The following is a 19,592-nucleotide window of genomic DNA, read 5'->3' as shown; positions in this document are numbered from 1 at the left end:
CCTCAAGCCCGAATTCACAACGCACCGCGCTGAATGACTGATAAACAGATCGCTCATTCATCAAGGAACGTCATCAACGACCGTGCCGTTGCTGAAGTTGGTGATGTTGTCAGCCGGGTACTGCTCAATATCGCCGAAGGCCGATTCTTGGTACTTCGAGACACTACTGACAATCAGGTCCGTAGGCGTCGCAACACCAGCACGAGGTGCGATGGCCGCCCCCGAGTCGTATTGAAAATAGATTGGCTCGTTGTTTGAATCACCATTCACGTCATACGACGCGGTGGCACCAAAGTTATTATCCAACCCGGCACTGATGATCTGAAAAGTATTTGGATTCACAAACTGCCAAGCACCAAGGGCAGCCGCTTGATCGGTATAGTTTGCGCCCGAACGGTTCTGGTTTGCATTGGTGGAAAGATAAGGGCGAACATAACCGTAGGTTGATGAACCATACCCATTGAAGTCCCCTGCACCCGACGAGACATTCGGATCATACAAGGTGTAAGTTCGAGAATCGAAATACACGAACGGAGCTCCCTCGGAATCGGAGCGAAAACTCAAGAACAGGTCGCCATCGCTGGACAACCGTCGGTTTGATCCAATCATCGCCGCACCATCGTTAACCTCGCTGTAGTCCAACCGTGAGGTTTCAAAGTCCATCAAGGCATTGGGGCGGTCGATGTTCACTTGAAAATTAGCAGGGTTCTGGCGATCAAGGTCAGTGACCGTGGCGTCGCCATAGGAATTCGTGCCGTCCCCTGTCCAAGCCAACGGACCACCTGGCCCAGTGAAGGGGCGTTGCGTGTCATCGCTGTACCCGCCCAAAGTCCAAGCCAACACTTCGCCACGGTCGAGTTGAGTGGCATCATAAGTCCCGCTTGAGTGCAACATATTCACTAGAAGCTCATAGTCGTTCGTTGACATTCGTGGGAACGCCTTGCGGTAGTGCCGCTCGACGATCGCCCAACTCGAGAAGTCTGGCGGGTAATCGCCATGCTTCTGTTGATACTGCTCGACCGCACCTTCCAAGGCCGTGATCTCCAGACGCAAACTTGTCACGCGAGCCGTTCGGACCGCATTGGTCACCGCCGGGATCAGGACCGCCGCCAAGATGCCGATGATACTGATCACCACCAACATCTCCACCAACGTGAAGGCGGAGCGGGTCTTGGGGGCCACGGGGGCTGGCTGCAGGAGATTGGATCGAGCGTTCATCGCTACTCTCGGAACAGGGAAATGGTGTGGGCGGTCGTCCGCTTCACGCAACTTGCGAAGCACACGGCGGTGCGATTGAAAGTAAAACAGGTGTGTTGGGTCAAAATTTTGATTTTGCGAGAACCGAATCCTGGCGAATCCGACTAACAACAAAAGATCGGGTCTCTAAGTCAATCCGGAGATCAGCGACACCAACGGCATGAACAAACTGATCACGATGAAACCCACCGCGACGCCGAGGAACACAATCATCAAGGGCTCCATCAACGCGGTCAGAGCGTCGGTCATGATCCGGACTTCTTCGTCATACGTGTCGGCGACCTTGTACAGCATCGTGTCCAGCTCACCGGTCTCTTCCCCGACGTCGACCATGTTGACGACGAGGTCATCGACCACCCGGCCTTTGATCTTGGTCAGGTAAAACAACACGCACAGCACGGATCCACCGGCGATCATGTACAAGGACATGAACGTCAGCATCTCGACCATGGTGCCGTCATCGAGCTTGCCGCCCTTGGCCGTCAACGCGACGCTCAGGACCATGATCCCGGGGAACGATCCAAACAATGCCCAGAAGATCGCGGTCATGGGGTGGAAACCCAACACCGAGAATTCCTTCAACGGCTTGCTGATCACTTCCCCTTCTCGGATCTGGTTGCTGACGCCCGTGAACATCCGCTCGAACATGGCGTTGCCCGCCGTTTCTCGCGTGATGTTCAGCGCTTCCAAAATCGGCACCCCGGAACTGATCAGGGTCCCCAGTGTCCGCGTGGTCCGAGCCAGAATGTTCTTTTCGATCAAGGTGCCAAAGATCGGCACCCGGATGATGAACATGTCAAACCCAACCCGCCCCTGTTTGAACTTCCTCATCAATTTGATCAGGATCAACGCGCAAACCGGCATCGCGATCAACAGGAACCAATAACCCGCGATGTAATTGCTCATCGCGATCAACAGCACCGTTGGGGCTGGCAGATCCAAACCAAACTCGTCGAACATCTTTTCGAACGTTGGGACGATGAACAACATGATGAACGTCAGAATCAACGCAGCAACCAAGACCACGATGACCGGGTAGATCAACGCCCCTTTGACCTTCCGCTTGAGCGATTCGGCTGACTCCAAGAAGTCGGCCAACCGGTTGAGGATCGTTTCCAACGCACCGCCGGCCTCACCGGCTTTGATCATGTTGACGTACAAGCGACTGAAGACCTTGGGGCACTTCGCCATCGCTTCGGACAAGGTCGAACCGCCTTCGATCTCGTCGCAAACGTCCATCAAGGCGTTCTTGAGCTTGCCGGGTTTCTGGTTGCCTTCCAGAATCTTCAGGCTGCGCAGAATCGGCAGACCGGCGTCTTGCAAGATCGACAACTGACGTGTGAAGGCGCAGATGTGTTTGGTCTTCGCCCCACCCATCGCGAAGGGACGTTTCTTGCCACCGCCAGCCTTGGTGGCCCCCGCCGCCTGTTTTTTGACGGCGATCTTGGTGACGAAGTAACCCATCTGGCGGATGGTGGTTTGAGCTTCGTCCTCGTTGGCCGCATCGATTTCGTCCCGGATCTCTTGTCCGGTCGCGTCCATCGCTTCAAAGGTATAAGTCGGCATGGGATTGTTTCTTCAAGTGAAAAGGGCCGCAGAGCCACAGGGCCACAGGCTTGGGTGTTCTTAGCTACTAGCTACTAGCTTCTAGCTTCTAGCTTCTTCATGGGAGTTGGATTGATTGGTCATGGACGCAACGCGGTTCTAGGCGACTAGCTGTTAGCTGTTAGCTTTTTCTGAACAAGGGTGGTGCAAGTTGTTTCATGAGCTTCGAAGTCGCTGGATGAAACTGCGAAGCATGCGTTGGATTTCGTTGAGTTGTTCGTAAATCAGGTCAAAGGCCGATGACTCGATGCAACCAAGGTCCTTTGCGAGCAACAGTGGATAGTCCGCCTCACTGGCGGATCCCATCGCGATGTCGCAAAAGCGAGCCAGTTCGCGATCGGTTCCGCGTCCGCAACCTTCGGCCAGATTCGTTGGAATCGAAGCAGCCGAACGTCTCAGTTGTGACGTCAATCCATCCTTCTCGTCGCCTGGAAACCTTTGATTGATTTTGTAAAACGAGAGCGTGAATTCATGAGCCTTGGCCCAAACATTCAAATCTCGAAAGTCTTTCATCTGATTGTCGTTTTAAGTGGAACGCCAGTCGCCAGTCGCCAGTCGCCAGTCGCTAGAAGCTAGAAGCTAGAAGCTAGAAGCTAGAAGCTAGAAGCTAGAAGCTAGAAGCTAGAAGCTAGAAGCCGCGGCTTCGCCGCTAACCGTCAACGACGGTTTCGCGGACGATTTCGTCCAGGGTCGTGACTCCGTCGCGAGCCAGGCTCATGCCGAACTCTCGCAGGATCACCATCCCATTGCTCTGGGCTTGATTTCGCAGCTCGTCGGTGCTGGCGTTCTGCATGATCATTTCGCGAATCGTGTCGTTGAGAATCATCAACTCGAACAGCGCGATCCGGCCCTTGTAGCCTGTGTTGTTGCACTTCTCGCAACCGACGCCTTTGAAGTAGTCGGTCGCTTCGATCTCCTCCCGGGTCATCCCGAGTTCCATCAGCAAGTCGCTGCTGACACGGGTCTTTTCGCGGCAGCCCGTGCAGATTCGGCGGACCAATCGCTGAGCCAAAATGGCTTCGACGGTCGCGCAAATCATGAAGGGCTGGATCCCCATGTCGGTCAACCGAGTGACCGTGCTGGGCGAGTCGTTGGTGTGCAGGGTGCTGAACACCAAGTGACCGGTTAGCGCCGCTTGAATGGAGATCTCGGCGGTCTCCAAGTCACGGATTTCACCGACCAGGATCGTGTCCGGGTCCTGCCGCAAAATCGCTCGCAAGCAGGACGCAAAGGTCACCCCGGCGTCGGAGTCAATTGGGATCTGAATGATCCCATCAATGTCGTATTCCACCGGGTCTTCGGTGGTGATCAGTTTCTCGGAAATCTCGTTGAGTTCCGACAGGGTCGAATACAGCGTGGTCGTTTTGCCTGATCCCGTGGGGCCGGTGACCAGCACGATCCCGTTGGGGCGATCGATCGCCGACCGGAACCGCGCCATCATGTCCTCGTCCATGCCGACGTTTTCGAGCGACAGGTTCACCACCGAGCGGTCGAGCACCCGCATGACGGTCGACTCACCAAAGATTGTTGGCAGCACCGAAACGCGAAGGTCGACGGGGTGACCGCCCACCATCAGTTCGATCCGTCCGTCCTGCGGCATCCGGCGTTCGGCGATGTCCAGGTTGGCCATCACTTTGATTCGCGTCGTGATCGCAAACGCGAGGTGACGTGGCGGCGGGACCATCTCGTACAGCACGCCCTCGGATTTGATCCGAATCCGGAACTCGTCTTCAAACGGTTCGAAGTGAATGTCCGACGCGTGGTCCTTGATCGCCAACAGCAGCACCATGTTGAGCAGCTTGCGAACCGGCGCCGAATCGGCCAGTGCTTCGGCGTCGGTGATGTTGAACTTTTCGTTGTCCAGCAAGCTGGCGGCCGCTTTCAGCTCTTCGTCTTCGGCCAGTTCAGCGACCAGTTTCTCGACGCTCTCAGCTTCGCTGTCGTAGTACTTCGTGATCGTTTTGCTGATGTCCGCTTCGGTGGCCACCAAAATCTTGATGTCATACCCGAGGAACGTCCGCAGTTCGTCTTGGATGTTCAGGTTCTGTGGGTCGCAGGTCGCGATGGTCAGCGAATTGCCCTCGAACTGAATCGGAACGCACCGATACAGCTGGGCCATCGTTTCGCTGATCTTTTCCATCACCTCCGGTTCCAGCTTGGCGTCTTCCAACGAAACCGTCTGCATCCCCATCTGTTCGGCGAGCCCTTGGATGAGCTGCTCGTCGGTGATCAGTTGCATGTCCTCGGCGACTTTTCCAAACAGCGCACCGGGCTGCTGCTCTTGTTCGTCCAGCACAATTTGGAGCTGATCATCGGTGAGGAAACCGAGGTCGACGAGGATCTGTCCGATGCGACGTGGGGCCATGGCAGGAGAGCTTTCTGTTGGTAGCGACTAGCTGCTAGCGACTAGCTTTTCAGGTTGTGGATTCTGGTTTGGTTCGCAACATCATGAGCTAACAGCTAATCGCTAGTTGCTAGCCGCTCGATCGCAACGCGATCAGTCTTCTTTGATCGGAACGGGTTCGTCACCCAGACCTTGTCGGGCTTGAACGATCCGTTTGGCCAAGTCATCGGGACGGTGGGCTTTGGCCAACACGTCTTCCACCGAGACCCGGTCGCCTTTCCAGTGATTGAACAAGGCATCGTCCATCAACTGCATCCCGAACTTGGCACCCGTCTGCATCGACGAGTTGATCCGGAACGTCTTGTTTTCACGAATCAGGTTGGCGATGCCGGGCGTGACGTTCAGGACTTCGTAGGCGGCACACCGACCGCCACCAATTTTGGGCAGCAACGTTTGAGCGACCACGCCGATCAGCGTCGAAGCGAGCTGGGTCCGAATCTGGTCCTGCAAGTTGCCGGGGAACGCGTCGATGATCCGGTTGACCGTGCCTTGAGCACTGTTCGTGTGCAGGGTGCCAAACACGACGTGCCCGGTTTCCGCCGCACTGATCGCCGCTTCGATGGTTTCCAGGTCGCGAAGCTCGCCGACCAGAATCACGTCGGGGTCTTGCCTCAGAGCACGACGAATCGCTTCAGAGAAACTCGGCACGTCCACGCCGACTTCCCGTTGATTGATCGTCGACTCTTTGTGTTCGTGATAGAACTCGATCGGGTCTTCGATCGTGATGATGTGGTGGTCAATGGTCTCGTTGAGCAAGTTGATCAGCGAGGCCAACGTGGTCGACTTTCCCGAACCCGTCGGACCGGTCACCAAGAACAACCCCCGCGGGCGGTGCACCATTTTGACGACCGCCTCGGGCAAACCAAGTTGCTCGGGTGTCAATTTGTCATTGGGGATCTGACGCAGCACCATGGAGATGAATCCACGCTGCTTGAAGACCGAAACCCGAAAGCGGGCCAAATCGCCAAACGCGAACCCGAAGTCGGTTGAGCCCGATTCCTGCAACTCACGCTGACAACGCTCCGGCGTGATCGACTTCATCAACGCGACGGAGTCCTCGCCTTCGAGCGTCTTCGTTTCCAACTTTCGCATCCGGCCGTGCAACCGAAACACAGGCGGCTGACCAACAACGATGTGAATATCACTCACACCTTGCTTCACAGCGGCTTGCAACAGTTTGTCGATCAGCACGGTGGCCATGGAAAACGCCTGACGGTGGGTGAGAGGGCGTGAAGAGGAGAAAAGGGGTCTCAAGTCTGGCTGAGATTCGGCGGCGACTCGGCCAGCCCGCATTCGACCGGTGTTTCAACCGGCCACTCCCCAGGTGATTCGCAAGAAAAGACGAGTACGAATCACGCCAGAGCAACCGGCATCCCGCCAGATCGTTCGGCAACGGGACAGTGTGTCCCAGACAAGTCGCCTGACACGTGATTTCCCGTGCCAGACGCTGCCATTATGCGTGAAACAGCGTCAAAGGCAAAGAAATTCGCGTCTTGTCGCCCGAATGCACACCCAACCACCCCTACCGAGGCGGCCAGAACCAACCCGCTCGGCCATGCGGCGGCACCAGAACCGACTGCCGAGTCCTCTCGCCAGCCCGTCGCCGGGACCCGGCCAAGCGGCCACCCCCCCCCGAAGTCCGAATTCGCGGAGCGTGTCGGTCGCGTCAGGGGCTCGCGAATTCGAACCGGCCTACAGCGACGACAGCTCTTTCGCGATGTGGTCGAGAGCGAGCGCTTCTTGCTCGGTCTTTTTGGCGACCCGATACACTTCGTCGAAAGTCGTGATCCCGCGAATCACCTTGAGCATGCCATCGGCGTAAAGCGTTGACATGCCGTTCTTTATGGCCTCTTCGCGAATCGTTTTGGTGGTCGTTCCTTTGAACATCAACTCGCGAAGCTTGTTGTTGATCAACATCAGTTCGTAGATCCCGATCCGGCCCCGGTAGCCGGTGCGGCCGCAGTACGTGCATCCCTTGCCCTTGCAGAACTCGGCTTGAGCGAGCATCTCTGGTGGGATCTCCGAGTCGTCGATCACGCTCTGAGGCGGCTGGTAGCGGACCTTGCAACGAGGGCAAATGGTCCGCACCAAACGCTGAGCCAGCACCGCGATGACGGAACTTGCCACCATGTAGGATGGTACACCGATGTCCACCATCCGTGATATGGCACTGGGCGCATCGTTCGTGTGTAGAGTACTGAAAACCAAGTGTCCAGTCAGTGAGGCTTGAATTCCCATCGATGCGGTCTCGTGATCTCGCATTTCACCGACGAGGATGATGTTGGGTGCTTGCCGCAACATGGCCCGAATGATGCGAGCGAAGTCGAGGCCGATGTTGTGCTTCACTTCAACCTGATTGATCCCGGGCAGGTAATACTCGACCGGGTCTTCCGCCGTGATGATCTTGCGGTCGGGTCGGTTCAGTGCGTTCAGGGAGGCGTACAGGGTGGTGGTCTTTCCGGACCCGGTTGGGCCGGTGACCAGCACGATCCCGTTGGGCCGACGGATCAACGAGTTGAAGTTGCGGAAGTCCCGCTCGGACAGGCCGAGTTGCCGGGTGCCGACTTTGATGTTGTCCTTGTCCAGCAGCCGCATCACGCAGGACTGGCCGTGGTTGGTGGGGATGATGCTGACCCGCAAATCGAGTTGCTTGTCCCCCACCGTGATTTTGATCCGCCCGTCCGTGGGGCGTCGCTTTTCGCTGATGTCGATCTTCGAGAGGATCTTGATCCGGGCGATGATGGCCGACAGCATCCGCCGGGGGGCTGCTTCCCGCTCGACGCAGACGCCGTCAATTCGATAACGGATTCGAACGCGATCTTCGAAGGGTTCGACGTGGATGTCGCTGGCCCGCAACTGCACGGCTTCCGCGATCATCAGGTTGACCAGCCGGATGACGGGGGCGGAGTTGTCATCAACGGTTTCCTCCCCCCCACCGGTGTCAGACTCGGTTTCGGTGAAGTCGATCGCTGTGTCGGTGAACTCTTGCAACATCGAGTCAGCCGATTCACCTTCGACCTGACCGTAGTACTGGTTGATCGCCCCGTTGATGGCTTCTTTGGGAGCCAGAGCGGTTTCGATTTTCCGGTTGAGGATGAAACGCAGCTTTTCGATGGTCTCGAGGTCAAACGGGTCGGCGATCAGAATCGTCAGGGCCCCGTCTTCTTCTTTGAAGGGCAACACCGTGTTTTCGCGAGCGACCGATTCGGGGACCAATTCGATGACGGATTCGCTGATCCGCTCGCTGCGGAGGTCCACAAAGGGAATTTTGTGGAACTTCGCCAAGGCCATCCCGACTTCTTCGGGGCTGGCGTATTCCATTTTGATCAGCACGTCACCAATGTCCGCACTGGTGTTCTTCGCGACTTCTTCGGCTTCGGACAGCTGATCGAGACTGATGACGCCCTGTTGGAGCAGCAAATCGGTGAAATCTTGCATCGTCCGGCTCATGGTGAATTCCTTCGTCGACAGAAAAGCTTTGGCAGCCGAGTGCTCGCAAAAAGGACGCCCGGCGACGTGATCTTAGGATATCACGAGGATCCGGGGCAGGTTGCGTAATTCTGAGCCCGACGAGCAAAACAGGGGCTCAGGGGGTTGCGAACTCACTGCCAACTGTCGTCGCTCTGCGACTCACACGTGTGCTGGGCATGCGTGGACCTTGGGTTGAAACCCCAAGGCTGCTCGGATGCCGTCGCGCCGCGACTGTGGCCACGAACGGGCTCGCCCCACCCAACCGCGGAGCGGTGACAGCTGCCAGCCTCGGGTTTCAACCCGAGGTCTCGGACGATTCCCCATGCCCGGGAAGCCGCGAAGCGGCGGCAGGGGGTGACGAACTCGTTGACAACTGTCGTCGCTCTGCGACTCACACGTGTGCTGGGCATGCGTGGACCTTGGGTTGAAACCCAAAGGCTGCTCGGATGCCGTCGCTCGGCGACTGTGGCCACGAACGGGCTCGCCTTACCCAACCGCGGAGCGGTGGCAGGTGCCAGCCTCGGGTTTCAACCCGAGGTCTCGGACGGTGGCGAGATGGTGGCTGGCACTATCCGAGAGCACTCGGAACAGCGACAGGTGCACGCACAACTGTCGTCGCTCCGCGACTCGCCGGTGTGCTTGGCTTTCGTGGACCTTGGGTTGAAACCCAAAGGCTGCTCGGATGTCGTCGCTCCGCGACTGTGGCCACGAACGGGCTCGCCCCACTCAACCGCGGAGCGGTGGCAGGTGCCAGCCTCGGGTTTCAACCCGAGGTCTCGGACGGTTCCCCACGCCCGGGAAGCCGCGGAGCGGCGGCAGGGGGTGATGAACTCGTTGACAACTGTCGTCGCTCTGCGACTCGCCGACGCGTGGCAATTCTCCCAACCTTGGGTTGAAACCCAAGGCTTTCTCATGCCGTCGCTCCGCGACTGTTGCCGCAATCGCAGCCGGCACACTTAACCGCGGAGCGGTGACATCCGACAGCCTCGGGTTTCAACCCGAGGTCTCAGACGCAACCCACACACCCCAAAAGCCGCGGAGCGGCGACAGGTGCCGAGAGACGAAATGGCTGCGGATAACACCGGCGAGTCCGAGTCCGAGTCCGAGTCCGAGTCAGAGTCAGAGTCCGAGTCAGAGTCAGAGTCCGAGTCCGAGTCCGAGTCCGAGTCCGAGTCCGAGTCCGAGTCCGAGTCCGAGTCCGAGTCCGAGTCAGAAGCCAGAAGCCAGAAGTCAGAAGCCAGAAGCCAGAAGCCAGAAGCCAGAAGCTAGTGGTCTGTCAAAGCTAAAAGTTAGGGTTGTTCGTAGTGGACGAGGCCACGAGTCCTTGGATTTGACGCCAGTTCAGGACTCGTGGCCTCGTCCACTACCCTAAAAACAAGTCCTGACAGACCACTGGGAATAGCGGCTCGCTACGGTTTCTGTACAAGCACACCATCCAGATCCCTTGGCCTGTCACGATGGTTCACTCGGTCGCGATGTGTCACCCGCCGACGAAGAAGGAGGTGAAGTCGATCAACCCGACTTGCTGTGTGAGCACTGCGGCAGTGACCGGTTGGAACTGGTCGCTCAGACGGAGAAGCCATCTTGGAAGGAGCTGATGTGGCGAGAGAGCGACAGTTGCCCGTGGTGGTATGCCGACCGGCAACGCGAATCGCATCGGAAGTTCTGGACGGAGTCCCATGGCAAGGATTTTTACGATTGGTACCTGCAAACTCAGGTAGAAGGTGCAAAGGAACGCGAGCAAGATCGCCCACCTGCGTTTCAGCTGTCGCTACCCGGCCTTGCCGCTTCCCGGGCATGCCAAGAACGTATCTGGTAGACTCATTCTAGCGAACCAGACGTTCTGATACGCTTCCCCGAACAACCCAGTGCAGCGACAAAGTTCAACGCACGATCTATTCGCAGGTCAGGCGATCAGCTCAACCATCAACATTGAGCTTTTTTAACGCCTGACCAGCGGATAGATCGCAATTCGTTATCCGACGCATTTGGCGAACCTTATCTCTGACGCATGGTCATTAGCTTGAGACAACGAACCTTTGATTGCCATGGCCGACCGCAAAAACCAACACTACGTTCCGCAGTACTACTTCCGTAATTTCTCTGAGAACGGCCGGAATATCGGGATGCTGTCAACCGCAGACGGCGTGGTCGTTCCGCGGGCTGCAATCAAGGGGCAGTGCGCGCGGAACAATTTCTACGGTTCCAAGGAACTAGAGTCAGCGTTTTCGCAGATGGAGGCGACCCACGCGTCCGCGACGCGTGCCGCAATTGAAATCGGGTGGAATCAGCGCAGTGAGTTCTTCAGTCCGCATGAGTTCATGGCGTTGCTCCAAGCCGTTGTCTTTCAGCGTGGTCGGACGGCGATGGAAATCGAAAAATACGCTCCGGCCCAATCTGAGATGTTGCTTGAGATGTTCAAGCAACATCTGCTTCACGATCCGAATATTGAAGATGGTGAAGCGATGGCTGCGCAGATTGACATGGGGAACTTTTCCGTATCCGAGCCACCACAAGCGACAATAGCACGTACTGTGAGCATTGCGCTGGAGAATGCGCCACTTATAAGTGATCTTCGTCTGCTGATTCTTCGCAACCGTACCGACTATCCATTTGTGTTCGGCGATGCTCCCGTTGTGTTCTACAACACATGGGCAAAACGGATTACGGATCGAGGAGTGCTGGGGCTTCAATGTCCAGGGCTACAGATATTCTATCCCATTGATCCGGTAACTTGTCTCGTCCTTTACGATGATGCGATCTATACGACTCCCTTCGGTGATCAGCTACAGTACGACATTCACCAGCGAAGTGATGTTTCAGGGATCAATGCACTTCAATTCTTCCACACGACACGAGCAGTATATTTTGCTCCAACAGAGAAGCGAGATTACGTTTCGGACCTTTGGCAGGCACACAAGGCAACGCTCTCTTCACCACACGCGGAATTTAACGGCGACTCGGATTTTCTCATCGACGGCGAACGTCCCGATGGTCCGCTGATGCATATCTTCGAGCATCAAATAACCTACCGGCTTTCCCTTTCATTTTTTAGTTGTGAACCTGTGCAACCGCACGAGTATGTTTTCCGTGCCCGAACCCCAGAGATTGTTGAGGAGCACGAGGCTAGGATCGCGGAAGCTGATCTCGGATAACCATGGGTATCGGGATAGGGGCCCGGTTGCCCGGGACCCCTCCCACACCACCTAGCATGCGGGACCGCACTAGGCGATTCGTCGCAAGGATGCAAACGAGTGCCAACGCTCTTCTAGATTCAACAAGCCCTCGGAGGTCAGGTACTCGATCGACAAAGCCCGCTGGACGCCCGACGTCATGGAAAGACGCCCCGTTCTGTCAAACTGGCTCGGGCCCTTGCCGCTCATCGCGAAACCGCGAGCGGCGCGGTGGGGGACGTCCGGCGCGAGCGACGCCTTTGTCTACCGGCTAAACGATTCGTGGGTCCTCTTCTTTCACCCAGGTCTCTGTTGTGCGAGTGACAGGCGAAGAGGCGTGCCCGCATCCTTCTCGTGGTCCAGAATTCTTTGATTGGTGCCGGAAAACTCAGGTAAGCAGTTCGGAAGGAGTCTGTTGGCATTTGAACTATCATCGCAAACGCCACTGCTCCCACGTCCAACCGGGGCTAACGCCCAAACGGCTCATATGATGATGCCCGATCATTCCTGCCGACCTGCTTCAGACGAAACCAACTCGTGAAAATGAATGCATGCTTGACTCCACAGAACTCAAGACGCCGCTCGCGTTTGTCGTGATCCTGACGCTCCTGGGCTGCTTCGCTGGTTTTGCGACGGGGTATTTGTTGGGCACATTCAATCCTGGGTACTACCACGCAATGTTTCCGGACGTTCCGCCACAACGATTGGATGAAGTGGCGGTTGGCATTGGACTTGGCGTGACGCAAGGTGCGTTGCTTGTCAGTTTTCTAATCGCCTGGCGAGACACGTACCAACCCAACCCCGGGATCATCGAATCCGCATTGAGATTTCTGTTTATCGGTGTTGGGTTTGTCGCGATTCAAGGTGTTTTCTATTGTGTGGTGATTCAACCAGGCATTTCCGCCTACTTGGCATCCAGAAGTTTTGACCAAGCCAAGCCAAACGATCTGGAAGAATAGACACGGCGTTTCGGAGTTGCACTCGGAAGTCGCGTGATTCCATGTTGCTCCATAGCCGAAGTTGTTCCTCGTTGCTGAAAGGAAGTCGGTTCCATCGAATGCTTCAACCTCGTGACATTGTCGTCGTATTTGAAGACGACCCGGAATCGGGAGGAACCCTCGGGCACTACGGAACTGTCGTTCGCATTTCCGCCAACGCGTTCACGTCTCCCCATGAGCGAATCGTCCGTGTGCTGGTGCAGGGACGACAGATCGATGTTCTGGAACGCGACGTTCTGGCGACAGGACGCGTCGATGAATCGAATCCGTGGGTTACCACGGCATGTTCTGTTCTGTTCGAGCCTCCTGACAATCGCGGAGAAACACGTGGTTCGTATCGATCACGAGCGGGGCAATTTCGGTTCGTGTTTCGCGTTTCGCGTTTCGAATCGCCCCATTTCAACTTATCGCTTGCGATTGTCGCCGCTCAAGGAAGGGACGCGACATGGGGACTTGGAGTACGACGCGGCGGCTCGATCGACATTGGACCATGCGTTTGTACTTCGCGCGATTGGCGAAATCACAGGCGAGTTGGCGGTGGATGAACAACACGCGGTCAAAGGAACGGTTGGCATTGGGCTCGGTTGAGACGAGGCGTCGCGATCGAGGGTTGCGAGATGGAACAGTTGAGGACAACGGTTCTACTCTGACTTCTCTCATCCAATTCCTTTCAAAGCATAGCTTCCGGTGGAGGCCGAGCGACGCCGTTCAGGCGGACGCGTTGGAGGGAGCGGGCAGGGAATGCGGCGCGCACTGCCCTCCCCCGGAAAGCTCGCTGAACGCTCGCATTCCGACCCCTCCCAACTTTGTCGGGCGGAGTTCTCAAGACGCTGCTGGAACAGCATCCAAAAACTGCACGACCTCACTGCGCGGGCGGGGCCGCAAGACGTCACGAACACAGCACACAAGAACTGCACGCCCCACTGCATCCAGGAGGGGAATTTAAAACTCGCGAATGGAAGTTGTCGGCTGCGCAACCTCGAGCCGGGGCGTTGACAGTCACGACAGTTCAGAGGAAAGCTCACTCAAGCGAATCGCCACCACACTGCCAATCAGTCAGCCGCCCAAGCGGCTCGCATGAATATCGCTGTTGGTTCCGCACCATCGACTGGGGGAAGAAGACGGAGATTGCTTGCGCGGGCGTTTTCGCGACGATATGATGGCATGGGATGATGACCGGCAGACTGCCCACGTCGATCTTGGCAGTTGTTGGGCGGCCATCGGATTCGCTGGCGGAAGGCGGGGCCGGTTTTCGGTCTGCTTGCATGTCGTTCATTCCTTTTCGCTATTCACTGACCTTTGAGAAAGAAGCCAAAGAGATGAACCAGTTTTGCGTTCTTGTGTTTGCATTTGGCTGTGCGACAGCGTGCTTTGGGCAGGAACCACCCAAATTTGATCGGTCAGTGCCGTTTGCCGGAAACTTTGAAGCTGTTATCCCGCGTCCCGAGCAGGACAAGGCCGCGGAGGAAAGACTCGCCGCACTTAAAGCGAAGACGGGTCAAAGGCCGAACATCCTTTGGCTCGTGGTCGATGACATGGGCTTTGGCGATCCCGGTTGCTATGGCGGTGGAGGCCTGGCCGGTGCCTCGACACCGAACATTGACAGATTGGCCGCAGAAGGTCTCAAGCTTACTTCGTGCTACGCTCAGCAAACCTGCACACCAACCCGTTCGGCGATTCTGACCGGACGATTGCCTGTACGCACGGGACTGACACGACCCATTCTGGCTGGCGATAAAATCACGGCCAACCCTTGGGAAGACGAAATCAGTCTGCCGAAGCTGCTCCGTGACGCCGGCTACGTCACCCTGCTTTCAGGCAAGTGGCATATCGGCGAGTCGGAACGCATGCGTCCGCACGACGTCGGCTTTGATGAATTCTACGGCTACTACCCGGCTCAAAAAGAGATCTCTCAGCGTGTCGACGCCCGGCGATTCCCGGGCCTTGTACTCAATCCAGAACGTCTTGCCGCATTCGAGGCAGTGGGACCCACGGATTTCCTCACTCACGGTTTCAAGGGCGGACGCACGGAGGAACTGCAGCAGGTTTTGTCGACGGAGGACATGAGCAAGGCGGATCAGGTGCTCACCGACTTCACTGTGAAGCGGATCGAGGAACTCGCGGCCGGAGAACAGCCGTTCTTTATCGAGCATTGCTTCATGAAGGTCCATTGTGACAACTTCCCTCACCCAGACTATGCCGGCAAGAGTGAAGCGAAGTACCCGTACAAGGACAGCGTTCACGAGGTGGACGCCCAGATCGGTGAAATCATGAAGGCACTCGGTGACGCAGGCGTCTTGGAAAGAACGCTGGTGTTTTTAACCTCGGACAATGGCCCGCAAATGGACGGCTGGCCTGATGCAGGGTACACGCCGTTCCGTGGTGCGAAGGGGACGACGTGGGAGGGCGGCGTCCGCGTGCCAGGCATCGCTTATTGGAAGGGCATGATTGCACCTGGGCGAACGAGCGATGGGCTGTTCGACCTGATGGATTTATTTGGAGTCAGTCTGAACCTCGCCGGTGTCGGCACCGACACGTTGCCGGAGGGAAGGTTCTATGATTTTGTAGACCAGACCTCGTTTCTGCTCACCGATGAGGGGCAATCGAAGCGTGAAGCGGTCTACTTTTGGTGGGGCAAGGAACTGATGGCGTGTCGCATGAAGGAGTACAAAGCCCACGTGAAGGTCGTGTTGGCCCAGGCCCCGCACATGCACATCGACCTCGCGACCGTTCAGGACGTTGGGCTAGCGCCTTGGTTCTTCAATCTCTACCTGGATCCGAAGGAAGAAATGACCGTTGGACATCGCCTGGACCCTTGGATGGTGACTGTGCTTGGGAAACTGAAAGCACACGGTGCGACATTCAAAAAGTACCCCGCCAAGAACATTGGGCTGTAGCAAGCATTTTCCTTTGGTGAGCGGCGTTGCGGCGACCACGGGCTACCCTCAGACATTCCTTGCCAAGTGTGCGCCCGCCACGAATCCGGAACGCGCGTTGAAGGTCCGCCGAATCATTTCTGAGCAACTTGGCGTGCCGTACGAACACATCCATCCAGAGCAAAGCTTTGTGGACGATTTGGACTGCTGTTGACCGACCGATCGTTCCCTCGCTTTCACGTCAAAGCCCTCATGCGTTAGCAGAATGCATCCACCAACTGCATAATCCAAGACAGGGATTCGACATGATGAAATGGCGATGGGTGTTCATCATGACGCTTGCCGTGATGCCCGTTTCTGGGTTATCGCAGGACAGCGGATTTGGGAAGCGGCAGGTCAAGCAGATGCTGGCTGATCGACCGGACATGAAGAACGTCATCGGCCGGGAACATCCCATTTGCGCGTGGGTGGTGGACGGTTTGGAAGAAAATTCGTCGGGCAGCGTGTGATACTCGAATACGATGCGCAACTGCGAACGCGCGAATTGTTCGCGAAGGATCCGCTCCCCGACAGTCCACACGGTCGCGACGGGTGGTACAACACTTGGGTGAAACCAGAGTTGCCGACAAGAGAGGCCTTTGAAGCTGAATATGCGGTCCCTGGAAGCACAATGTCCAACTTCGACTCCTTCTTCAACGCGTTTCAAACCCAGTTCGCTCCATTCATTTAGCCTTCCGATGGAGACGAGTCCTGAGTTCGGGCCGCTATTGAGAGATCTCATGCGTTTTCGTTTCGTGTCATTTCTGGTGGTCGTTTTCGGTGGCATTGGTTTGCATTCGGCGACCGGCCAGGAGATGCATCATGTATTGGCCCCGACGCCTGGGCAGACTCTGACAAGGGAGGAATCATTCTCAAAGGTTGAGGTGGCCGATCCGTTTGCGATTGAATTGGTCGCGGCTGAACCTCTGGTGATGGATCCGGTTGACTTCGATTGGGGAGCGGATGGCCGGTTGTGGGTCGTTGAGATGGCGGACTACCCGACTGGCGTTGATGGTCGCGGTGAACCGGGCGGACGAGTCCGAGTGCTGGAGGATCGAGACGGGGACGGAACGTATGACCATTCGACCTTGTTCGCGGACAACCTCAGTACCCCCAGCGGCGTGTTGGTTTGGCGAGAAGGAGTCTTGGTGACCGCGTGCCCCGACGTTCTGTACTTGAAGGACACGACGGGCGATGGGGGCGCCGATCACATTGAGAAACTGTATTCCGGTTTCATCGAGGGGAACCAGCAACATCGTGTCAACGGACTTCGTTGGGGACTGGACAATTGGGTCTATCTTGCCAACGGTGACAGTGGCGGCACGGTCGTGTCCCATCGGACCGGCAAGTCAGTCAACATCAGCGGACGCGATGTGCGAATTCGTCCGGATACAGGCGAGATTGAAACGCAGTCGGGGCAAACGCAGTTCGGCCGGAACCGCGATGACTGGGGGAACTGGTTTGGCTGCAACAATCCCAATCCGATCTTTCACTACGTTCTGCAGGAAGGCTATCTGAGTCGCAATCCTCATGTCGTGCCTCCATCCGTTCGGCGTGACATCCGGGTCGGCGACAACGAGGTGTTTCCGATCGGTCCGATCATCAGTCACTGCGATCCGATTCACCGACCGATTGGTGCGACGCCCATCTTCACGGCGGCGTGCGGAACCATCGTTTATCGCGACACGCTGTTTGGTCCGGAATACGAGGGAGCGACGTTCACGAGCGAACCGGTCTACAACATCGTCCATGCGAGAAAATTGGTGCCCAACGGAGTCACCTTCGATAGCATCAAGATGCATGGCGAGGGTCATGAATTTCTGCGATCCGCGGACCCCTGGTCCCGGCCGGCTGGCTTGCATACGGGACCGGACGGCGCCCTGTATGTGGCTGATATGGTCCGCGAAGTGATCGAACATCCAGAATGGATTGCGGATGACTTGGAGGCCCAACTGGATCTGCGGGCGGGGGCGGAATTGGGGCGGATCTACCGAGTGTCACCTCGGCAGAGCCCACGACGTGCGTTCCAACGATTCGATCAACGGTCGGTGACGGAACTCGTTGGTTTGTTGGATTCGCCGAGCGGTTGGCAGCGGGACTTGGTTCAGCGAATGTTGCTTTGGCAGTGGCAGGAGATTCCAGCGGACGAGCAGGCGGCAGCGAAAAGTCAGCTTCGGAAACTGCTCTCGGGAAGTGAGAACACGCTGGCTCGATTGCATGCACTAGCGAGCTTGGCCGGGGTGCAGGAAGTGTCGCAAGCGGATTTGATAATCGCGTTGCGGGACTCGCACCCCGGTATACGAAGGCATGCGATTCGAATTCTTGGCGAGCAATTGGTGGCTCAAGAGATCGAGTCGGAAGCACGCGATTCGGTGATCAGTTGGGATGCGTCCGATTGGCAGGAGCCGATTGAGCGATTGGTGTCGGACGATGATCCGATGATTCAGTTGCAACTCGCCTACACCCTGGGATCTTTCGATGAGGACTGGGCGGCGGATTGTTTGGCGGCCGTTGCGTTGAAATCCGGGGCGGACGTGTACATCCGAGCCGCGATCCTGAGCAGCATTCATGCTGGCAACGTCGAGCGAGTGCTCGCGACATGGATGGAAAGCGGACAACGAGATCCCACGTGGTGGGGGACTCTGGCTGGGCTCGCGATCAAGTTGGATGTTCCGAGTGCCGCTTCGAGGATGCTTCTCGAGTTGGAATCGGGGAGCGAATCGGCTGATTTCGCTCTGGATTGGCGAGTCCTGGTGGCTTGGTACGAATCCCTGGGCAACACAGCGAGTGATCTGGACCGGTCCCTTGATCCGGTGTCACTCGAAAGGCTGGATCGTTTGCATCGATCGGTTCGTGAATCGGTGCAGGGTTCTGGGGCTTCGACAGCCGAACGCTTGATTGGGATGAAGTTGCTCGGCAAGCGTGAGGCACAACGAGCGGATGAGATCCAGTTGTTGGCGAGTTTTCTGTCACCGCATTCGCCGATTCAAATTCAACAGGCCGCCGCAACGAGGTTGGCTGAAACGAACGCGGACGGTGTGCCTGAGATCTTGGCCGCGGGATGGCGTTCTCATGGACCGGCGCTGCGTCAGCAGATCCTTTCCAATTTGATCACTCGCCCGGCCTGGACGATGGAACTGCTCGACATGATCGAACGGGGGACGATCTCAGCGAATTCATTCAGTGGGGCGTTGCGTCGCCAACTGACAGAGCATCGATACACGAAGATTCGAGATCGAGCGGTTGAATTGTTGGGAGCGATCGATCCGGATCGTGCCCAAGTGATCGAAGCCTATCGACCCGCGATGGAATGGCTGACGCAAGGGAAGGCGGATGCGGATCGTGGGCGTGTGGTGTTCACGGCGAATTGTGCGGCCTGCCACGTGTTGGAGGGGAAAGGGGCGGTAATCGGTCCTGATTTGACAACGCTGACCAATCGTTCGGCTGATGCGCTGCTGACCGCGATCATCGATCCGAGTTTGGCCGTCGAAGCGAAGTACCAACAGTACCAAGTCTTGCTGGACGATGGCCGTGCCTACGCTGGGTTGCTGGCTGAAGAAACCGCGACCAGCTTGAAACTGATCACCGCGGATGGCAAAACGCATTCGTTGTTGCGAAATGAAATTGAACTCCTGCAGGGAAGTTCGGTTTCGATGATGCCAGTTGGCCTTGAGAAAGAGATCGGTACGCAACAGATGGCTGACTTGCTGTTGTATATTCAGGGCCAGTCTTCGTCCAACTGAACGCTCTCTCGATTCACAGCTCTGCA

13 protein-coding genes are annotated in these 19,592 nt (G+C 56.9%); 7 read left to right on the top strand and 6 right to left on the bottom strand.

The genetic code is table 11. The annotated features are described in order from the left end of the window. Positions 1-60: 60 nt before the first annotated feature. The 6 genes from RISK_RS11575 to RISK_RS11550 all read right to left on the bottom strand — a co-directional run bounded on the left by RISK_RS11575 (position 61) and on the right by RISK_RS11550 (position 8,716). On the bottom strand, positions 61-1,218 hold the full coding sequence (locus RISK_RS11575) for a type II secretion system protein (RefSeq protein WP_047814456.1): 1,158 nt from the start codon (positions 1,216-1,218) through the stop codon (positions 61-63). A gap of 165 nt (positions 1,219-1,383) precedes the next feature. Continuing rightward, a complete protein-coding gene (locus RISK_RS11570; RefSeq protein ID WP_047814455.1) occupies positions 1,384-2,823 on the bottom strand; it encodes a type II secretion system F family protein in 1,440 nt (479 codons plus the stop codon). A gap of 195 nt (positions 2,824-3,018) precedes the next feature. Continuing rightward, the gene (locus tag RISK_RS11565; RefSeq protein ID WP_047814454.1) at positions 3,019-3,375 is read right to left on the bottom strand and encodes a four helix bundle protein; all 357 of its coding nucleotides are present in this window, start codon (positions 3,373-3,375) and stop codon (positions 3,019-3,021) included. Positions 3,376-3,511: 136 nt separating this feature from the next. After that, entirely contained in the window at positions 3,512-5,227 is a 1,716-nt protein-coding gene (locus RISK_RS11560) for a GspE/PulE family protein (RefSeq protein ID WP_047814453.1), read from the bottom strand. 132 nt (positions 5,228-5,359) lie between these two features. After that, positions 5,360-6,466 carry a type IV pilus twitching motility protein PilT gene (locus RISK_RS11555; protein WP_047814452.1) on the bottom strand — a complete coding sequence of 369 codons (1,107 nt, stop codon included), beginning with the start codon at positions 6,464-6,466 and terminating at the stop codon, positions 5,360-5,362. A gap of 492 nt (positions 6,467-6,958) precedes the next feature. Further along, complete coding sequence (locus RISK_RS11550) at positions 6,959-8,716, bottom strand: GspE/PulE family protein (RefSeq protein ID WP_047814451.1); 1,758 nt, start codon at positions 8,714-8,716, stop codon at positions 6,959-6,961. Positions 8,717-10,181: 1,465 nt separating this feature from the next. On the opposite strand from RISK_RS11550, the gene RISK_RS33020 reads away from it, so the two are divergent. From RISK_RS33020 to RISK_RS11485, 7 genes are all read left to right on the top strand, one after another. Then, the gene (locus RISK_RS33020; protein WP_047814448.1) at positions 10,182-10,556 is read left to right on the top strand and encodes a hypothetical protein; all 375 of its coding nucleotides are present in this window, start codon (positions 10,182-10,184) and stop codon (positions 10,554-10,556) included. Between the two features lie 229 nt (positions 10,557-10,785). Then, positions 10,786-11,892: a DUF4238 domain-containing protein gene (locus RISK_RS28105; protein WP_053061161.1), complete on the top strand. Its 1,107-nt coding sequence runs from the start codon at positions 10,786-10,788 to the stop codon at positions 11,890-11,892. Positions 11,893-12,461: 569 nt separating this feature from the next. After that, a complete protein-coding gene (locus RISK_RS11520; RefSeq protein ID WP_053061160.1) occupies positions 12,462-12,869 on the top strand; it encodes a hypothetical protein in 408 nt (135 codons plus the stop codon). A 294-nt stretch (positions 12,870-13,163) separates the two neighbouring features. Then, entirely contained in the window at positions 13,164-13,496 is a 333-nt protein-coding gene (locus RISK_RS11515; RefSeq protein WP_150122565.1) for a hypothetical protein, read from the top strand. A 731-nt stretch (positions 13,497-14,227) separates the two neighbouring features. Next, on the top strand, positions 14,228-15,805 hold the full coding sequence (locus RISK_RS11505; RefSeq protein WP_047814528.1) for an arylsulfatase: 1,578 nt from the start codon (positions 14,228-14,230) through the stop codon (positions 15,803-15,805). 284 nt (positions 15,806-16,089) lie between these two features. Next, the gene (locus RISK_RS11495; RefSeq protein WP_047814444.1) at positions 16,090-16,293 is read left to right on the top strand and encodes a hypothetical protein; all 204 of its coding nucleotides are present in this window, start codon (positions 16,090-16,092) and stop codon (positions 16,291-16,293) included. A 270-nt stretch (positions 16,294-16,563) separates the two neighbouring features. Then, positions 16,564-19,566: a PVC-type heme-binding CxxCH protein gene (locus RISK_RS11485; protein ID WP_160311435.1), complete on the top strand. Its 3,003-nt coding sequence runs from the start codon at positions 16,564-16,566 to the stop codon at positions 19,564-19,566. Positions 19,567-19,592: the final 26 nt, after the last annotated feature.

This window comes from Rhodopirellula islandica (assembly GCF_001027925.1).
Taxonomy (GTDB): Bacteria; Planctomycetota; Planctomycetia; order Pirellulales; family Pirellulaceae; genus Rhodopirellula; species Rhodopirellula islandica.
Note: the sequence above shows the minus strand (reverse complement) of the source record. Positions and strands in the feature narration are given on the sequence as shown.

Bases quoted from the DNA above. Each gene is read 5' to 3' on its own strand.
- RISK_RS11575 (WP_047814456.1), bottom strand. From the start codon at position 1,218: ATGAACGCTCGATCCAATCTCCTGCAGCCAGCCCCCGTGGCCCCCAAG.
- RISK_RS11570 (WP_047814455.1), bottom strand. From the start codon at position 2,823: ATGCCGACTTATACCTTTGAAGCGATGGACGCGACCGGACAAGAGATC.
- RISK_RS11565 (WP_047814454.1), bottom strand. From the start codon at position 3,375: ATGAAAGACTTTCGAGATTTGAATGTTTGGGCCAAGGCTCATGAATTC.
- RISK_RS11560 (WP_047814453.1), bottom strand. From the start codon at position 5,227: ATGGCCCCACGTCGCATCGGACAGATCCTCGTCGACCTCGGTTTCCTC.
- RISK_RS11555 (WP_047814452.1), bottom strand. From the start codon at position 6,466: ATGGCCACCGTGCTGATCGACAAACTGTTGCAAGCCGCTGTGAAGCAA.
- RISK_RS11550 (WP_047814451.1), bottom strand. From the start codon at position 8,716: ATGAGCCGGACGATGCAAGATTTCACCGATTTGCTGCTCCAACAGGGC.
- RISK_RS28105 (WP_053061161.1), top strand. From the start codon at position 10,786: ATGGCCGACCGCAAAAACCAACACTACGTTCCGCAGTACTACTTCCGT.
- RISK_RS11520 (WP_053061160.1), top strand. From the start codon at position 12,462: ATGCTTGACTCCACAGAACTCAAGACGCCGCTCGCGTTTGTCGTGATC.
- RISK_RS11515 (WP_150122565.1), top strand. From the start codon at position 13,164: ATGAATCGAATCCGTGGGTTACCACGGCATGTTCTGTTCTGTTCGAGC.
- RISK_RS11505 (WP_047814528.1), top strand. From the start codon at position 14,228: ATGAACCAGTTTTGCGTTCTTGTGTTTGCATTTGGCTGTGCGACAGCG.
- RISK_RS11495 (WP_047814444.1), top strand. From the start codon at position 16,090: ATGATGAAATGGCGATGGGTGTTCATCATGACGCTTGCCGTGATGCCC.
- RISK_RS11485 (WP_160311435.1), top strand. From the start codon at position 16,564: ATGCGTTTTCGTTTCGTGTCATTTCTGGTGGTCGTTTTCGGTGGCATT.